Annotated in this window: 14 protein-coding genes and 2 pseudogenes; 7 read left to right on the forward strand and 9 right to left on the reverse strand. The window is 66.5% G+C overall.

Annotated elements, in window-relative coordinates; genetic code table 11:
• Positions 1 to 792 (reverse strand): TetR/AcrR family transcriptional regulator, encoded by a 792-nt coding sequence (locus tag NMQ03_RS10800; RefSeq protein ID WP_255172216.1) that lies wholly within the window; start codon positions 790 to 792, stop codon positions 1 to 3.
• On the opposite strand from NMQ03_RS10800, the pseudogene NMQ03_RS10805 reads away from it, so the two are divergent.
• The 3 genes and pseudogenes from NMQ03_RS10805 (at position 791) to NMQ03_RS10815 (ending at position 4,398) form a co-directional block, all read left to right on the forward strand.
• A pseudogene (locus NMQ03_RS10805) lies at positions 791 to 2,140 on the forward strand (acetyl-CoA C-acetyltransferase). The gene NMQ03_RS10800 and the pseudogene NMQ03_RS10805 overlap by 2 nt on opposite strands.
• Positions 2,141 to 2,149: 9 nt before the next feature.
• On the forward strand, positions 2,150 to 3,490 hold the full coding sequence (locus NMQ03_RS10810; protein WP_255172217.1) for a 3-oxoacyl-ACP reductase: 1,341 nt from the start codon (positions 2,150 to 2,152) through the stop codon (positions 3,488 to 3,490).
• Positions 3,487 to 4,398: a MaoC/PaaZ C-terminal domain-containing protein gene (locus tag NMQ03_RS10815; RefSeq protein WP_255172218.1), complete on the forward strand. Its 912-nt coding sequence runs from the start codon at positions 3,487 to 3,489 to the stop codon at positions 4,396 to 4,398. Before NMQ03_RS10810 ends, NMQ03_RS10815 begins: the two co-directional genes overlap by 4 nt.
• On the opposite strand, the gene NMQ03_RS10820 is transcribed toward NMQ03_RS10815, so the two are convergent.
• From NMQ03_RS10820 to NMQ03_RS10840, 5 genes are all read right to left on the reverse strand, one after another.
• Positions 4,399 to 5,499 (reverse strand): aromatic acid exporter family protein, encoded by a 1,101-nt coding sequence (locus tag NMQ03_RS10820; protein WP_255172219.1) that lies wholly within the window; start codon positions 5,497 to 5,499, stop codon positions 4,399 to 4,401.
• A 93-nt stretch (positions 5,500 to 5,592) separates the two neighbouring features.
• Positions 5,593 to 6,702, reverse strand: coding sequence for a serine hydrolase domain-containing protein (locus tag NMQ03_RS10825; RefSeq protein WP_255172220.1), 1,110 nt, complete (start codon positions 6,700 to 6,702; stop codon positions 5,593 to 5,595).
• A 44-nt stretch (positions 6,703 to 6,746) separates the two neighbouring features.
• Positions 6,747 to 7,835 (reverse strand): glutathione S-transferase family protein, encoded by a 1,089-nt coding sequence (locus tag NMQ03_RS10830; protein ID WP_255172221.1) that lies wholly within the window; start codon positions 7,833 to 7,835, stop codon positions 6,747 to 6,749.
• A 38-nt stretch (positions 7,836 to 7,873) separates the two neighbouring features.
• Entirely contained in the window at positions 7,874 to 8,605 is a 732-nt protein-coding gene (locus NMQ03_RS10835; RefSeq protein ID WP_255172222.1) for a M50 family metallopeptidase, read from the reverse strand.
• A 203-nt stretch (positions 8,606 to 8,808) separates the two neighbouring features.
• Positions 8,809 to 9,111, reverse strand: a complete 303-nt coding sequence (locus tag NMQ03_RS10840; RefSeq protein ID WP_018761323.1) for a DUF4193 domain-containing protein — start codon at positions 9,109 to 9,111, stop codon at positions 8,809 to 8,811.
• 205 nt (positions 9,112 to 9,316) lie between these two features.
• Here NMQ03_RS10840 and NMQ03_RS10845 point away from each other — a divergent pair, with 205 nt between their 5' ends.
• From NMQ03_RS10845 to NMQ03_RS10860, 4 genes are all read left to right on the forward strand, one after another.
• Positions 9,317 to 10,459: a glycosyltransferase family 9 protein gene (locus NMQ03_RS10845; protein WP_255172223.1), complete on the forward strand. Its 1,143-nt coding sequence runs from the start codon at positions 9,317 to 9,319 to the stop codon at positions 10,457 to 10,459.
• Positions 10,456 to 11,427, forward strand: coding sequence for a glycosyltransferase family 9 protein (locus tag NMQ03_RS10850; protein ID WP_255172224.1), 972 nt, complete (start codon positions 10,456 to 10,458; stop codon positions 11,425 to 11,427). The genes NMQ03_RS10845 and NMQ03_RS10850 overlap by 4 nt, the downstream gene beginning before the upstream one ends.
• A gap of 75 nt (positions 11,428 to 11,502) precedes the next feature.
• The gene (locus NMQ03_RS10855) at positions 11,503 to 11,733 is read left to right on the forward strand and encodes a hypothetical protein (RefSeq protein ID WP_255172225.1); all 231 of its coding nucleotides are present in this window, start codon (positions 11,503 to 11,505) and stop codon (positions 11,731 to 11,733) included.
• 169 nt (positions 11,734 to 11,902) lie between these two features.
• A complete protein-coding gene (locus NMQ03_RS10860) occupies positions 11,903 to 12,094 on the forward strand; it encodes a three-helix bundle dimerization domain-containing protein (RefSeq protein WP_142133845.1) in 192 nt (63 codons plus the stop codon).
• Between the two features lie 14 nt (positions 12,095 to 12,108).
• On the opposite strand, the pseudogene NMQ03_RS10865 reads toward NMQ03_RS10860, so the two are convergent.
• From NMQ03_RS10865 to NMQ03_RS10875, 3 genes and pseudogenes are all read right to left on the reverse strand, one after another.
• Positions 12,109 to 13,129: pseudogene (locus tag NMQ03_RS10865) on the reverse strand (NADPH:quinone reductase).
• Between the two features lie 87 nt (positions 13,130 to 13,216).
• On the reverse strand, positions 13,217 to 13,513 hold the full coding sequence (locus tag NMQ03_RS10870) for a DM13 domain-containing protein (RefSeq protein ID WP_255172226.1): 297 nt from the start codon (positions 13,511 to 13,513) through the stop codon (positions 13,217 to 13,219).
• Positions 13,514 to 13,560: 47 nt separating this feature from the next.
• The gene (locus tag NMQ03_RS10875) at positions 13,561 to 13,707 is read right to left on the reverse strand and encodes a hypothetical protein (RefSeq protein WP_255172227.1); all 147 of its coding nucleotides are present in this window, start codon (positions 13,705 to 13,707) and stop codon (positions 13,561 to 13,563) included.
• Between the last annotated feature and the right edge of the window lie 4 nt (positions 13,708 to 13,711).

The raw sequence follows: 13,711 nt of genomic DNA on the forward strand, positions 1-13,711 counted from the left end.
TCACAGTCCTTCTTTGGCGGATAACTTGGTGGTCGGTGAAGCGGGAGTGAGTTCGGGGACGATGCCCACGCACAGCCACGCCGTGATCTGGCGGGCCATGGTCTCCTGGTCAGGTTTGGCAGCGGAATCCGGGGTGCTCAGCCATTGTTCGCCGGCATTCCGTACCAGGCCGATTGCCGCCTTTGGCCAATAGCCGATGACGGTTTCCCTGACGTCGCCGAGGTGTGACCGCATGGGAGTGGCGATCATGTCCGCGATGGCGTCAAAAAAGGGGCCCAGCGGTCCGCCGGGCGCAGCTGGGTGCGCGGGGCCGGCGGTATCACCTGGCGCGTAGCTGGTGACGAAGGTGTAGACGTTGGGGCTGGTATCGGCCATCTGGAGGTAGGCCGAAACCATGGCGAGCAGGCCCTCCCGCGGCGTGAGGGCACTTTGGGCGGCCTCCTGGATACGGTGCTGCATCTGGCTGAGCACCACCTCACCCACCGCCTGCTGCAGCCCTGCCTTGTCCCCGAAGTAACGGTAGAAGACGGACTTCGACGTTCCGGCTGCTGTGGCGATGTCCTCCATGGAAGCGTCGCTGCCCAGGACGTGCACCGCGCGGCGGGCCTGCTTGATAAGTTCCCTGCGCCGTTCCTCGCGGTGGCTCTGCCAGCGGGAAGAACGCCCGTCGGGGCTGGTAAGCGAGGGCACTTCGATGGTGAGGGGGGAGTGCGTGTCCTGAAGGTTCACGATACCCAGCGTATCAGGTACGCTGGGTATCGGTAACCACTTGTGACCAGAGGAGCCCTCCATGTCCACAGAAGGACAGTCCATCCCCGCAGGCGGATCAGCCATGCCTGCCGTCCCGGCAACCCGCAGGGCGGTGATCGTCGGCGGCAACAGGATCCCGTTCGCCCGGGCCGGGGGAGCCTACGCCAAATCCTCCAACCAGGACATGCTGACGGCAGCCCTCGATGGCCTGATCGCCCGCTTCGGCCTTCAGGACGAACGCATCGGCCAGGTGGCGGCGGGCGCGGTACTCAAGCACTCGCGTGACTTCAACCTCACCCGGGAAGCCGTCCTGGGATCGGCGCTTTCTGCCGAAACCCCCGTGTACGACCTCCAGCAGGCGTGCGCCACAGGCCTTGAAACCGTGGTTGGCCTCGCCAACAAGATCAAGCTGGGACAGATTGATTCCGCCATTGCCGGCGGCGTGGACTCCGCGTCCGATGCACCGGTGGTGGTCAGCGAGGGGCTCCGCGAGGTCGTCCTGGACCTTCACCGGGCCAAAACCCTTCCCCAGCGGCTCCAGATCCTCAGCCGGCTCCGGCCCAAGGACCTGGCCCCTTTGGCCCCAGGCACAGCGGAGCCGCGTACCGGCCTGTCTATGGGCGAGCACCAGGCCCTGACCACCGCGCAGTGGAAGATCTCCCGGGAAGCGCAGGACGAGCTGGCATTGAACAGCCACCACAACCTTGCTGCCGCCTACGACTCCGGGTTCTTCGACGACCTGATGACTCCCTACCGGGGACTGACGCGTGACGGGAACCTGCGGGCTGACACTTCACTGGAGAAACTCGCGTCCCTGAAGCCGGTCTTCGGCCGCAACCTCGGTGCAGACGCCACCATGACAGCGGGTAACTCCACCCCGCTGACCGACGGTGCTTCCACGGTGCTGCTGGCCTCCGACGAATGGGCTGATGCCCGCGACCTGCCCAAGCTGGCATCCGTGGTGGACGCCGAAGCCGCGGCGGTTGATTTTGTCCACGGCAAGGACGGGCTGCTGATGGCTCCGGTGTTCGCCGTGCCCAGGCTCCTGGCCCGGCAAAACCTGACGCTGGCCGACTTCGATTACTTCGAGATCCATGAAGCCTTTGCCGCCACCGTCCTCAGTACCCTGGCAGCATGGGAGGACGCCGAGTTCGGCCGCACCCGCCTCGGCCTTGAGGGTGCGTTCGGCAGCATCGACCGTTCCCGCCTCAACGTCAACGGGTCCTCGCTCGCCGCAGGCCACCCCTTTGCCGCCACCGGCGGCCGCATCATAGGCACCCTGGCCAAAATGCTCCACGCCAAGGCTGCTTCCACCGGGCGGTAGCGCGGGGCCTGGTGTCCGTATGCGCCGCGCGGCCAGGGCGTCGTCGCGATCCTGGAATCTCTGTAGGAGGCGGCCATGGCGGACACATACTCACAACTGGTCAACAGCGGCCTTGGCCGCAACCTGGCAAAGAAGCTCGGCCTTCCGCAACCCGCGGTCCTTCGCCGCTACCAGCCCGGGCAGCCACTGGTGACCGGACCCGTCGTCGTCCTCGGTGATACTCCGGGGGCGGACAAGCTCGCTGCAGAACTGCTGTCCTGGGACCTCGACGTTCGGCGGCACGCCGTCCCGGCCGAAAAGCTGGGAGCCATCATCCTGGTCCTTGATGAGCTCGGACATCCGGCAGACCTGGAAAAGCCGGTGCTGGCGGCGGCAGGGTCCCTCCGGGACCTGCGGGCCGGCGGCCGGATCATCACCTTGTCCCGCCCGGCGTCGGAAGCGTCCTCGCCCGCAGCCGCGGCAGCACGGCAGGGGGTGGACGGCTTTCTACGGTCCCTGGCCAAGGAACTGCGGGCAGGTGCAACAGGGAACGGGGTCGTCCTTTCTGACGGCACCACCGCCACCAGCCCCAGCGCCCTGGGCGCCGTAAGGTTCCTCCTCTCCGGCCGGTCAGCGTTCGTTGACGGACAGTTCCTCACGGTGTCAACGGAGGACGGCAGTCTTCCCACAGACCCGGAGCAGCCGCTGTCAGGCAAGGTGGCCGTTGTGACCGGCGCGGCCCGCGGCATCGGTGCCCAGATCGCCAGGACGCTGCACCGCGATGGTGCCACCTTGATCCTGGTCGACATTCCTGCGGCAGGCGACCAGCTGGCCACGGTAGCAAACGGGGTGCGCGGCACCGCGCTGCAGCTCGACATCACCGGCGCGGATGCGGGCCAGCGGATCATCGACCATGCCGTGCAGCGGCACGGGCGGCTGGACATCCTGGTGCATAACGCCGGCGTCACGCGGGACAAGCTCCTGGCCAACATGGACCAGGCACGGTGGAACGCGGTGATCAACATCAACATTGCCGCCCAGCTCCGTATCAATGAGGCACTGCTGGCATCCGAACACTTCCGGGTGGCACCGCGTATTGTTTCAGTGGCCTCCACCAGCGGCATCGCCGGAAACCGGGGACAAACCAATTACGCCGCGTCCAAGGCCGGAGTGATGGGAATGGTGCGTGCCACAGCACCCCTGCTCGCGTCCCACGGCGGCACCATCAATGCCGTGGCTCCCGGATTCATTGAAACCGAGATGACGGCGCGCATTCCCTTTGCCGTCCGCGAGGTGGCACGACGGCTGAACTCGCTGCAGCAGGGCGGCCTGCCGTCCGATGTCGCGGAGACCATCGCGTTCCTGGCCAGCGACGCCGCGGGCGGGATCAACGGGGAGGTGCTGCGGGTGTGCGGGCAGAACCTGGTGGGGGCATGACAGTCCAGCAACCGGTGGTCCTGGCCGAGATGCCGTCATTGTCCAAGCTCTACGTGAATGCGGCCGCGCAGGCGGCACGGCGCAGGCTCCTGGGCACGCATGACTCTTCCGTCCTCCCGGCGGAGAGCCATGAAGTCAGGGACGTCACGGTGGGGGTCGAGAACCTTACGGCCTATCAGCACCTGATCGGCGAGACGGCCAGTGACGTCCTCCCTGCAGGCTTCATCCACGCCATCGCATTCCCGTTGGCCATGAGCGTCATGAACAGGGACGATTTCCCGTTGCCCCTGCTGGGGATGATCCACCTGCGCAACAGCGTTGAGCAAAGATCACCGCTGGTGTTCACCGATGTTCTTGACATGACCGCCCGCGTGGAAAACCTCCGCGGCCACCGTGCGGGGACGCAAGTGGACGTCGTGGCGGAAGTGCGGCGTGCTTACTCCAGTGATGTGCATTGGTGCGGGGTTTCTACTTACCTGGCCAAGGGAGTGTTCCTGCCGGGGATCGACAAGCCCACAGCCACCCCGCCCAAGGCGGATTTCACTGCACCTGACCCAACGGCCCTGTGGCACCTGGGCGTGGACACCGGCCGTGCGTACGCAGCAGTCTCGGGGGACTTCAACCCCATCCACCTGAGTGTGCTCTCGGCCAAAGCCCTGGGAATGCGGCGGTCGATAGCGCACGGCATGTACCTGGCGTCCCGGGCGCTCGCGGACGTTGGCCCCGCCCGGGGCGACTCGTTCAGGTGGGACGTGGAGTTCGAGGCCCCGGTCTTCCTGCCCTCCCGGGTCGCCCTGGAGATCGCGACGGAACAGGGCGGGTCCGGGGCGTGGAAGCGCTCCAGCTTTGTCGCCTGGAGTCCGCGGTCGGGGCGGCGCCATTTCAGCGGGACGGTTTCGGCCCTGTAATCACGGCCGTGGAGCCTCGGCTCCGTCTCCAGGACCCGGGCGGCCGGCCTGGTCCTGGGGACGGACCGCCCGGAGGATCCGGTGGAGGCTGAGGAGGACCGATTCCGACGCAGGGACCGTTCCCTGTTCTGCGGGCCTGCGCGCGGTGGCAGCCATACAGGCTTCCACCGCCGCCTTGGCGGCGTCATAGCGGTCCCTCCGGTCCTGGTCGTCACCATCGGTGTCCGTGGACACCAGTTGTCCGGTTGCGGTGATGGCGTCGGCCAGGGGCTCGCTGTCCTGCAACGGGATGGCATACGGCACGTCATCTTCCCAGATCACGTCAGAGAGCACATCCGTCATGTCCTGGATATGGAACGTGACACGCTCCAGGTCCTGCAGGTCGCGAAAGTCCTGGTCCATGTCACGCGGATGGAGCTTCCGGCGGGGGTTGGCCCTGCGGCTGGCATCGGCTTCCTTGACCAGGTGGCGCACTGATCTTGCGGCCTCGGCCAGTTCGTCCGACCTGCGCGACCAGTCTTCGTGCTCAGGAGGCCACTTTTCCTTCAAGGCGGCGCCCATGTCCAGCAACTGCTTGCCCAGGGCGACCCTTAGGTCGGCGAGGCTGGACGCCGCGGCGTTGAGGTGCAGGGGTGGGAAGATCAGGAAGTTCACCGCGATGCCCACCGCCACTCCGGCTGCCATCTGCACAAGGTATCCGTAGGAGAAATCTTCGGCATTACTGCCGCCGACCAGCAGAACCAGCAGGGCCGCCGTCGGAATCCAATCACTGCCTGAACCTATGCCCGGCAAGCCGCCCAGCAGGACGCCCACCCCCATGAATACGGCGACTGTCAGGGGTGAGGGCGCACCGATGCTCACCAGGACGAAGGCAAGGCCGATTCCCATCGCCAGCCCCGCCAAGGCCTGCGCTCCCTGCTTTACGGACCCGGCGACATTGTGATACATCGCCACCAAGGCGCCGAGCGGCGCGTAGTACGCGTAGTGCGAGGCGGCGCCCGGCATAAGGGGTGCGATGGCGAACGCCAGCCCTGCGGCTATGGCTGCTTTCCCTGCCAGTTGCAGCCGCTGCGCCGCGAAGGCAGCAGAAAGCCCCGCCACTGATTGTCTAAGAAGTTGGGTCCCCCGAGCCCACCGTGCATCCGGCCGTGCCTGAGTATTGCCCATCCGGACAACAGTAGGGCCGGGGATGCGTCAGGACAAACCGGCTGCTGAACGCCGGACCGCAGCGGCCAGGCGGTGGGCCCGGCCCGGAGTACGCCCCTCTTCCGCCCGCCGGGGGATGTAGCCAAAGCCCAGGCCATAGGACGGGTCGGCAAAACCAAGGGCCGCGTTGGCCCCCTCGTGGCCGAAGGCGCGGTGGCTGCCAAAGTTCCGCGAGGGGTGGGGCTTCATGAAGACGACGGCGAAGGCATTGTCCAGGCCCGAGGACCGGTCCAGGCCCCACACCTGCTCCCGGGTCATGGCTGTGATGGTCCCCGCTGTGAGGAACGGCTCGCTGCCCTCGACGCCGGTGGTGGCTGCCGCATACAACCGCGCCAGCCCGTCGGCGGAGCCCACCCCGCCGGCCGCGGACATGCCGGCGGCGCGCACCGAGCGGATGTTGGGCAGCTCCATGATGGTGCTGACCGGGGCGTTGCCGTTCATGCCATCGAGGCTGAGCGGATCGACCCACGCCTCCGCCGGGTCTGCTTCATAGAGGACATCCCGGTACCTGACGTCCTGGTCCTCCGGCAGCCCCAGGAAGAAATCCACGTCCTGCGGCTTCCGGATTCTCTGGTCATAGATATCCTGCAGGGCCTCGCCCGTGGTCCGCCGGCACAGTTCCTCCATGAGGATGCCGATGGTGAGCGCGTGGTAGCCGAACTGGCGCCCGGGCTCCCAGGAGGGAGCGGCATCCGCAAGCCGGGCGGCAGCCTTGGACGTGGTGAACTCGTCCAGGCCGAAGCCGCCCTCAACGCCCAGCAGCCCCGCCTGGTGCGACAGCGCCTCCCTGACCAGGAGCCTGTCCTTTCCGTGCGCGGCAAACTCGGGCCAGTAATGCGCCACGGTCTGGTCCAGGTCAAGGACACCGTCCTGGACCAGCAGGGCGATGACCAGTGCGGCGACCCCTTTGGAGCAGGAGTAGGCGCCGGTCAACGTATCCGGTGCCATGTCCGGGCCGCCGGTCAGGCGTATCACCGCGCGGCCGTTCCGGTAGGCGGCCAACTGCGCGCTGTAGCGGGAGTCCTCCGCGAGGAAAGACTCAAACAGTGCCAGGGCACCCTCGTACCCCGGCGCCACGAAACCCAGAGAAGTCTGCATGCCATCCAGTGTAGGAGGAAAGCGGTTTCTAGCCCTGTTTTGGCTCAGGCGCCTGCGCCGTGTCCCGGGGCGACTTCCTCGCCCGGCCGGACCGGCCCCGGCGGTGTGCCCTCGCCAAACGGCCGCCCGCCCAGCGACTCCCGCCCGTGATCAGTCAACCACCCTGACAGATCCGGGCCCGCCGGGACGATCCCCGTGGGGTTGATGTCCTCATGCACGACGTAGTAATGCCGCTTGATCTGCACGAAGTCGATGGTGTCTCCGAAGCCGGGCGTCTGGAACAGGTCCCGTGCATATCCCCACAGGTTGGGCATTTCGCTCAGCTTCTGGCGGTTGCACTTGAAATGACCGTGGTACACGGGATCAAACCGTGCCAGCGTGGTGAACAGCCGCACGTCCGCTTCGGTGATGGTGTCGCCCACCAGGTACCGCTGCTGCGAGAGGCGCTCCTCAAGCCAGTCCAAAGCGGTCCACAGCCGCTGGTACGCCGAATCGTAGGCCTCCTGTGATCCGGCGAAGCCGCAGCGGTAGACGCCGTTGTTGACCTCAGTGAACACCCGCTTGTTCACTTGGTCGATTTCTTCGCGGAGATGCACGGGGTAGAGCTGCGGAGCACCCGGCCGGTGGAATTCTGTCCACTCGGTCGAGAAATCAAGGGTGATCTGGGGGAAATTGTTGGTCACCACTTCACCGCTATGTACGTCGACGATGGCGGGCACGGTGATTCCCCTCGGATACCCCGGGAAGCGCTTAAAGTAGGCCTCCTGCAGGCGCTCTATGCCCAGGACCGGGTCCACTCCGCCCGGATCCAGGTCGAAGGTCCAGGAACGCGCGTCGTGGGTGGGGCCGGGCTGGCCCAGCGAAATGGCTTCTTCGAGCCCCAGCAGCCTGCGGACAATGACCGTCCGGTTCGCCCACGGGCAGGCCCTGGCGGCAATCAGGCGGTAGCGCCCCGCTTCCACCGGCCACCCCGGCTCGCCGTTGCTGCCGGGCGAAGCATCCCTGGTGATGCGGTCCTCTATGTAGTTGGTGTCCCGGGTGAATTCGGCTCCGCCTGTCACATAGGCTCCGCGGGTGCTGTGCCCCTTGGTGTGGTCGGTCGCTGCGGTGGTGCTTTCCGTTTCCTGGCTCATGCCACAAGCCTATGCGCCACCCCTGCGCCCTAGGCGCCTTACAGCAGGATTATCGAGATGGGCTGCCAGGCCACCACCCATGCGCCGGCCACCACGAGCGTAAACAGGGCAATCCAGATTCCGGACGGAACAGACGTGGCACGGTACAGGAGATACGCGTCGGAACTGCTGAGACGGTCCCGACGGCGGAGGTGCACGTGGGTGAGTTTGAGCAGGTCCCGCACTGCGGCGACGAGCAGCGCAAGGCCGAAAATGACGGCCACATGCCCCACGGCGGAAGGCGGCGCAAGGAAGGTGAGCGCGCCTGCACCGCCGATGGCAGCGCCGGTAATCACAAACCCGGCAAGGTTGCGGAGGAACAGGAGCGAAACCGCCAGCACCAGCGCACTGACGGCCATGGCTGCGGGTCCCCATCCGTTCAGCCCGCACCACACAAAGGCGGCGCCCGCCAGGGCAGGCACGGGGTACCCCCAGAAGCAGGACCAGGCGGCGGCCAGCCTGCTTCTGCTGTAGGTGGTGGTGGTTCCGGAGTGGTCAAGCCGGAGGCGGATGCCGGACAGCCGCTGCCCGGAGGTCAGGGCAGCGAAAGCATGGCCGAGCTCGTGGGTCGCCGTGGCCAGGAGGCCGAAGTAGCGCCAACTGCGCCGGGGGATGGACAGCACGACGGCGGCCGCCACCGACAGCAGCATTTCCGCCCATGTGACGGTGGGAACGTTCGCCTGGGTAAATGCCGCGGCGAACGTCTCCCATAAGCTGGCGGGGCTGGCCACCGTTGCCTCCTTGCTGCCGGGCGGGCATGGTAGGTACCGACGTCGTCTGTACTGTCCCCAACGCTACCCAGCTGAGCTGGGTGAAGGCTTAAAAGGCCACGGGGACCGGCGGCCGGTTTAGCGCTTAAAGCCGAAAGGCACGCCTGATGCGGCGTGCCTTTCGGGCGGGACCGGCCGAACCTGCCCCTCGGAAAGCTTCTTGACTAGCCTTCGCACTCGGTGCAGTAGCTGTGGCCGTCTTTTTGCCGGGCAATCTGGGACCGGTGGCGGACCAGGAAGCAGGAATAGCAGGTGAATTCATCCTCAGCCTGGGGGATGACCTGGACTACGAGCTCCTCAGCGACGAATTCGCCACCAGGGACCCCGGCGCCGTCCAGCCCGTCAGCCTCGTCCAACTCCTGCACAACACTGCGGGCGTCGGGAGCATTTGCTGACTGGAGCTGCTCGAGTGAGTTGTCCTGCGATTCCTTGACGTCGGAACGCAGTTCATCGTAATCGGTTGCCACTTTGGGTGCTTCTCTTTTCTTTGATTGGCTGTCGGGTATGAAACGTACAGCATCAAGCCGGTATTCCCCAACAGGGAGCGTAGATCCACTGCCGATTGGGTAAAGGATCAAAGGAGCGGCCGCGGGTTTTAAACCGCTGTGCGGCTGCATGGGCAGTGGAGGGACAGCCGGGCCTGTTCCCTCCCGGTGACGGAAGGGGCAGTTTGTGGAGCAACTCAGTGCAGAGTTTGGCGGTGCCGAACAAATCGGGGTGGGCGTCGGTCCCGTGCTGGAAAAGTTTGATGATGTGTCCAGGATCGTTGTCCTGCGCGGAGGCGGCCTGGGGGACCTGATCTTCGCGATTCCGGCAATGGCTGCGTTGAAGGCGGCCTATCCTGCATCGAGGATCACCTTGTTGGGCACGCCGATTCACAAGGCTCTGCTCGGAGCGGTGGAAAGCCCGGTGGATGAGGTAGTTGTCCTGCCGTTCGCGGAAGGCGTACGGCCCGGGGAGGAAAATGCCGGCAAACTGGACCGCTTCTTTGCTGACATGCGCGGGCGCCACTTTGATGTGGCCGTCCAGCTCCACGGCGGCGGACGATACTCGAACCCCTTCCTGCTGAGGCTGGGGGCGCGCCACACGGTAGGGACCCGGACGGCCGACGCCGCAAGCCTTGAGCGCACCGTCCCTTACCTCTACTACCAGCACGAACCCCTCAGGGCTTTGGAGGTGGCCGGCTTCGCGGGCGCCTTCCCCGTGGACCTGGAGGCGCGGCTTGCACCCTCCCCGCTGGCAGCAACCTCCCAAGCCGGCAGCGGCGACCGCGCCCAGCCGCTCGTAGTGATCCACCCCGGCGCCACCGACCCCCGCCGTCGTTGGCCCGCAGCCAAATTCGCGGAACTTGCTGCTGCCTGCGCGGCTGATGGTTCGCGGGTGGTCATCGTCGGCGATTCCAGTGAACAGGAGCTGGCAGCGGAGATTGCCTCCCGGGCGGCCTCCTCAGCAGTTCATTCCGCGGCAGGCGAACTGGAGATGGCAGGCCTGGTGGCGCTGCTGGCGGAAGCCGGCGTTGTGGTGGCAAATGACAGCGGACCAAGGCACCTGGCGCAGGCCCTTGGTGTGCCGACTGTCGGCATCTTCTGGGCAGGCAACGTGATTAATGCCGGGGCGCTGGGGCGGAGCCTTCACCGCGTCCACGCCTCATGGGTCACGGCCTGCGCCACATGCGGCATCGACGTCACCCAGGTTGGCTGGACAGCACCGCGCTGCGTCCACGACGACTCAGTGGTGGCCGGTATAGGTGTCACGGAAGTCTACGAGGACGTCCGCAGCCTCACTGCCACCACGTTCCCGAAGCAGAACGCATGAGCGGCCCGGTTATGGCGGAGGAGGCAGGTGCTCCGATACCCGCAGACGGCAAACCCGAGCTTTTGGTCCTGCGCGCCTTGAAGCTGGGCGACCTGCTGGTGGCCGTACCGGCGTTGAAAGGCATCCAACGCGCGTTTCCCGGGCACCGGCTGCGCTACGCCGCGCAGGGGTGGTTGTCAGAGGCCCTGGGACTGGTGGGTGGCTACGAGCTGCTGCCCACGCACGGTCTTGACGAGCCGCTGGCGATGGATCCGGGCGTGGTGGACGTGGCCATCAATCTGCACGGCAGCGGCCCGGAGAGCCAAGGGAGGATCGAGGCGCTTAAGGCCCGCCAGACCCTGGGCCATCGAAGCGCTTACCGGGACGGGCCGCCGTGGCGGCCGGAACTGCACGAGCGCGAGCGCTGGGTCCGGCTCCTCGAATGGCATGGAGTAGAAGCCGATCCGCTGGATGTGCAGTTGAACACACCGCACGTCCCCAGTCCCGTCCCCGGTGCAACAGTCCTGCATGTGGGAGCCGCCTACGGCAGCAGGCTGTGGCCGGCGGAGCGGTTTGCCGCGGTGGCGACTGCACTGACGGAAGCCGGACACCAGGTGGTCTTCACGGGAGGCCCTTCCGAGAGGGACCGCGCGGAGGAAGTGTGCCGCCTTGCAGGACTGCCCGGCACTGCCGTACTGGCCGGGGTATTGGGCCTGGCGGAGTTCGCTGCCACGATCGCCGCCGCCCGCCTGGTGGTCTCGGCCGACACCGGGGCCGCGCACCTGGCATCTGCTTACGGCACCCCATCCGTGGTGCTCTTTGGTCCGGCCCCACCCGAGATCTGGGGTCCACCGCCGGGACCCCATGTTGTCCTGACCCGGGCCGAACTGCGGCGTGGGGACACCTTCGCGGCCCAGCCGGACCCTGCCCTGCTCGCTGTCCAGGTCTCCGATGTTATAGCTGCTGTCAAAGGACTGGGCTTGTTCTGAACCCTGTGGGTTTACGCGTCGATGCTGTGGGTCTGCAGGGGTTGGAACCTGCGCCGCGGGCCTAAAATTGAGTGCATGAGCACTGAGCTGGAGATCGCCTTGGTGTTGGGGACGGCGTTCCTATGGGTCACCGTGACGCTGACCATCCTGTCCGCCATCGACCGGCCGGAAAGGAAGGCGCGGCGGCAGGAGCGGCGCGACATCCGGACGGAGAAGCGGCGGATTGAGTACCGTCCGGTGGCGGCAGGGACGCACGCCCAGGGACGGAACCGGCACCCGCGGTCCCGGAGGCTCCACCCGCACTGACGACGGCGGGACTATCGCGGGTGCGTCGGTGTGGAGCATCTGCCCAAACCCTCCGTGCGCAGCCGGCCGCCCGCCGTCGTACGCTGTCCTGTGGTGGGCGCGCGCTCCACGTCCCGGCCCCCGTTAGTCAAGTCTTGACGGGGTTGGCTGGATCCCTGACACTTCCCCAATGGGAGTAAGCGAAGAGTTGCGGGCGCTGGGCGATGTGGTGGACAGGCTCGCGGCGAAGTTTCCCGCCCTGTCCAGGGAGCACATTGAGGACGTGGTGCAGCAGGAACACAGCCTCCTGGACACGGGCAGGGTCAGGGCGTTCATACCGGTCCTGGTTGAGCACGCAGCCAGGGACCGCCTGTCCCGGTAATTCGCGGTAAGGCCTCAGGTGGCCGTCGCGACGTCGATAAGCACCTTTCCAATGGTCTCCTGTTCCACCGCATCGTGGGCTGCAGGAGTCTGCTCCAGCGGGAAGCGCGTCAGTGGCAGCCCGTGTTCTTCACCCACCCGGAGCGCGCCGGCGGCGAGCGCTTCGGCCACGGCGGCCACGGCGCGCTGCTTCTGTTCGTCGGTGACTGTGTAGGTGAGGATGAACTGGTACCGGACGTTCTTGGTCATGCTTTCGCGGATGGGGAGCGTGAGTGATTCTCCGGGGTTCGCCGCGTAGATGGAGATGGTTCCGCCCGGTTTGAGGATCTCCAGGTCCGTTTCGATGTTGGCGGGCGCGTTGACGTCCACAATGATGTCGACGCCGTCCGTGGCCACTTGGTGGACGGCGTCGACAACGTCGTCCGTCCGGTAGTTGATAACCGTTCCGGCGCCGGCACCGCGGGCAAGCTCAGCTTTGCGGTCCCCGCTGACGGTCGTGATGACGGCGGCACCGGCCCATCGTGCGAGCTGGATGGCCGCATGGCCTACGGCTCCGGCGCCTCCCGTGACCAGGACGGTTCGCCCCGCCAGGGCACCGGGGGAGAGCCGGCCCGTCCTCGTTCGAGGTCAGGGCCCGGTGCGCCGTCAGGGCCGGGATCCCCAACGAGGCGCCGGTGTCGAAGGACTCGGCGTCGGGAAGGGCCACTGCTTTGTGGTTCGGCACCACCACGTATTCCTGGGCGGTACCTTCGTTGCCGCCCCAGGCGACGTCCCACAGCCAGACGCGGTCGCCCACGGTGAAGCCGGCCACTCCGGCGCCCAGCTGGTCGATGACTCCGGCTCCGTCCTGGTTTGGAACCTTCGGGGCGTCCAGCTTCCTGCTTCCGCTTCCGGACCGCGACTTCCAGTCGGTGGGATTCACTCCGGACACCACCACCCGGACGCGGACCTCTCCCGCTCCTGGCTCCGCCAATGGCTTGTCCTGGAGCTTCAGCACGGATGCGGGCCCAGTTTCCTCGTACACGATTGCTTTCACGTTGTCTCCCATGTCCGGTTGCGGATGCCCTTACCGCTCCAACCTACCGAAAGCGCCGCTTGCGGGCAGCGCCCGGTCCACCGGCATTCAGTCTTCCTGCAGGTTGGCGGTGCCCAAGGCGGTCTTCCCGGCGTAGTCATAGATCACCACGCTGCGGATAGGTTCCCGCAGGGCGGCCCATCTGGCGGCGTCCATTTCCACCCGCTGGCTGGCCCCCGTGAGCGGCCCCAGTTCGATCAGCCTGGCCGATGACAGTCCGGCGCCGCCGCCCGTCCCTGGGACCAGCGTGCCCGGGCTCAGCATCAGGCGGAGATCGTCGCCGGCGCCGGTTGCAAGGTTCTCCAGCTGCAGGACAGCGCCGGCTTGGGTGATGTGGATCGCCACCGTTCCCGTCGTGACTGCTCCCTGGGACTGGAACTGCCCCCTCAACGTCACAGGCCCCGCAGAGGGGTAACACCGGGAGCAGTTTCCGCCGTGGGGCTTCCCTGCTCCGGTCCACGCATGGGGCTGGAATCAGTGCAGCCGGTCAGGCTTACCGCCAGCACTACCGAGAGAACCGCGTACTGTATCAACTTCATTTTT

It is taken from the genome of Arthrobacter sp. DNA4, assembly GCF_024362385.1.
In the GTDB taxonomy this organism is placed as follows: Bacteria; Actinomycetota; Actinomycetes; order Actinomycetales; family Micrococcaceae; genus Arthrobacter.

Coding starts and splice junctions, on each gene's coding strand:
- NMQ03_RS10800 (WP_255172216.1), bottom strand. CDS start 792: ATGGAGGGCTCCTCTGGTCACAAGTGGTTACCGATACCCAGCGTACCT.
- NMQ03_RS10855 (WP_255172225.1), top strand. CDS start 11,503: ATGAGCACTGAGCTGGAGATCGCCTTGGTGTTGGGGACGGCGTTCCTA.
- NMQ03_RS10810 (WP_255172217.1), top strand. CDS start 2,150: ATGGCGGACACATACTCACAACTGGTCAACAGCGGCCTTGGCCGCAAC.
- NMQ03_RS10825 (WP_255172220.1), bottom strand. CDS start 6,702: ATGCAGACTTCTCTGGGTTTCGTGGCGCCGGGGTACGAGGGTGCCCTG.
- NMQ03_RS10850 (WP_255172224.1), top strand. CDS start 10,456: ATGAGCGGCCCGGTTATGGCGGAGGAGGCAGGTGCTCCGATACCCGCA.
- NMQ03_RS10875 (WP_255172227.1), bottom strand. CDS start 13,707: ATGAAGTTGATACAGTACGCGGTTCTCTCGGTAGTGCTGGCGGTAAGC.
- NMQ03_RS10815 (WP_255172218.1), top strand. CDS start 3,487: ATGACAGTCCAGCAACCGGTGGTCCTGGCCGAGATGCCGTCATTGTCC.
- NMQ03_RS10830 (WP_255172221.1), bottom strand. CDS start 7,835: ATGAGCCAGGAAACGGAAAGCACCACCGCAGCGACCGACCACACCAAG.
- NMQ03_RS10860 (WP_142133845.1), top strand. CDS start 11,903: ATGGGAGTAAGCGAAGAGTTGCGGGCGCTGGGCGATGTGGTGGACAGG.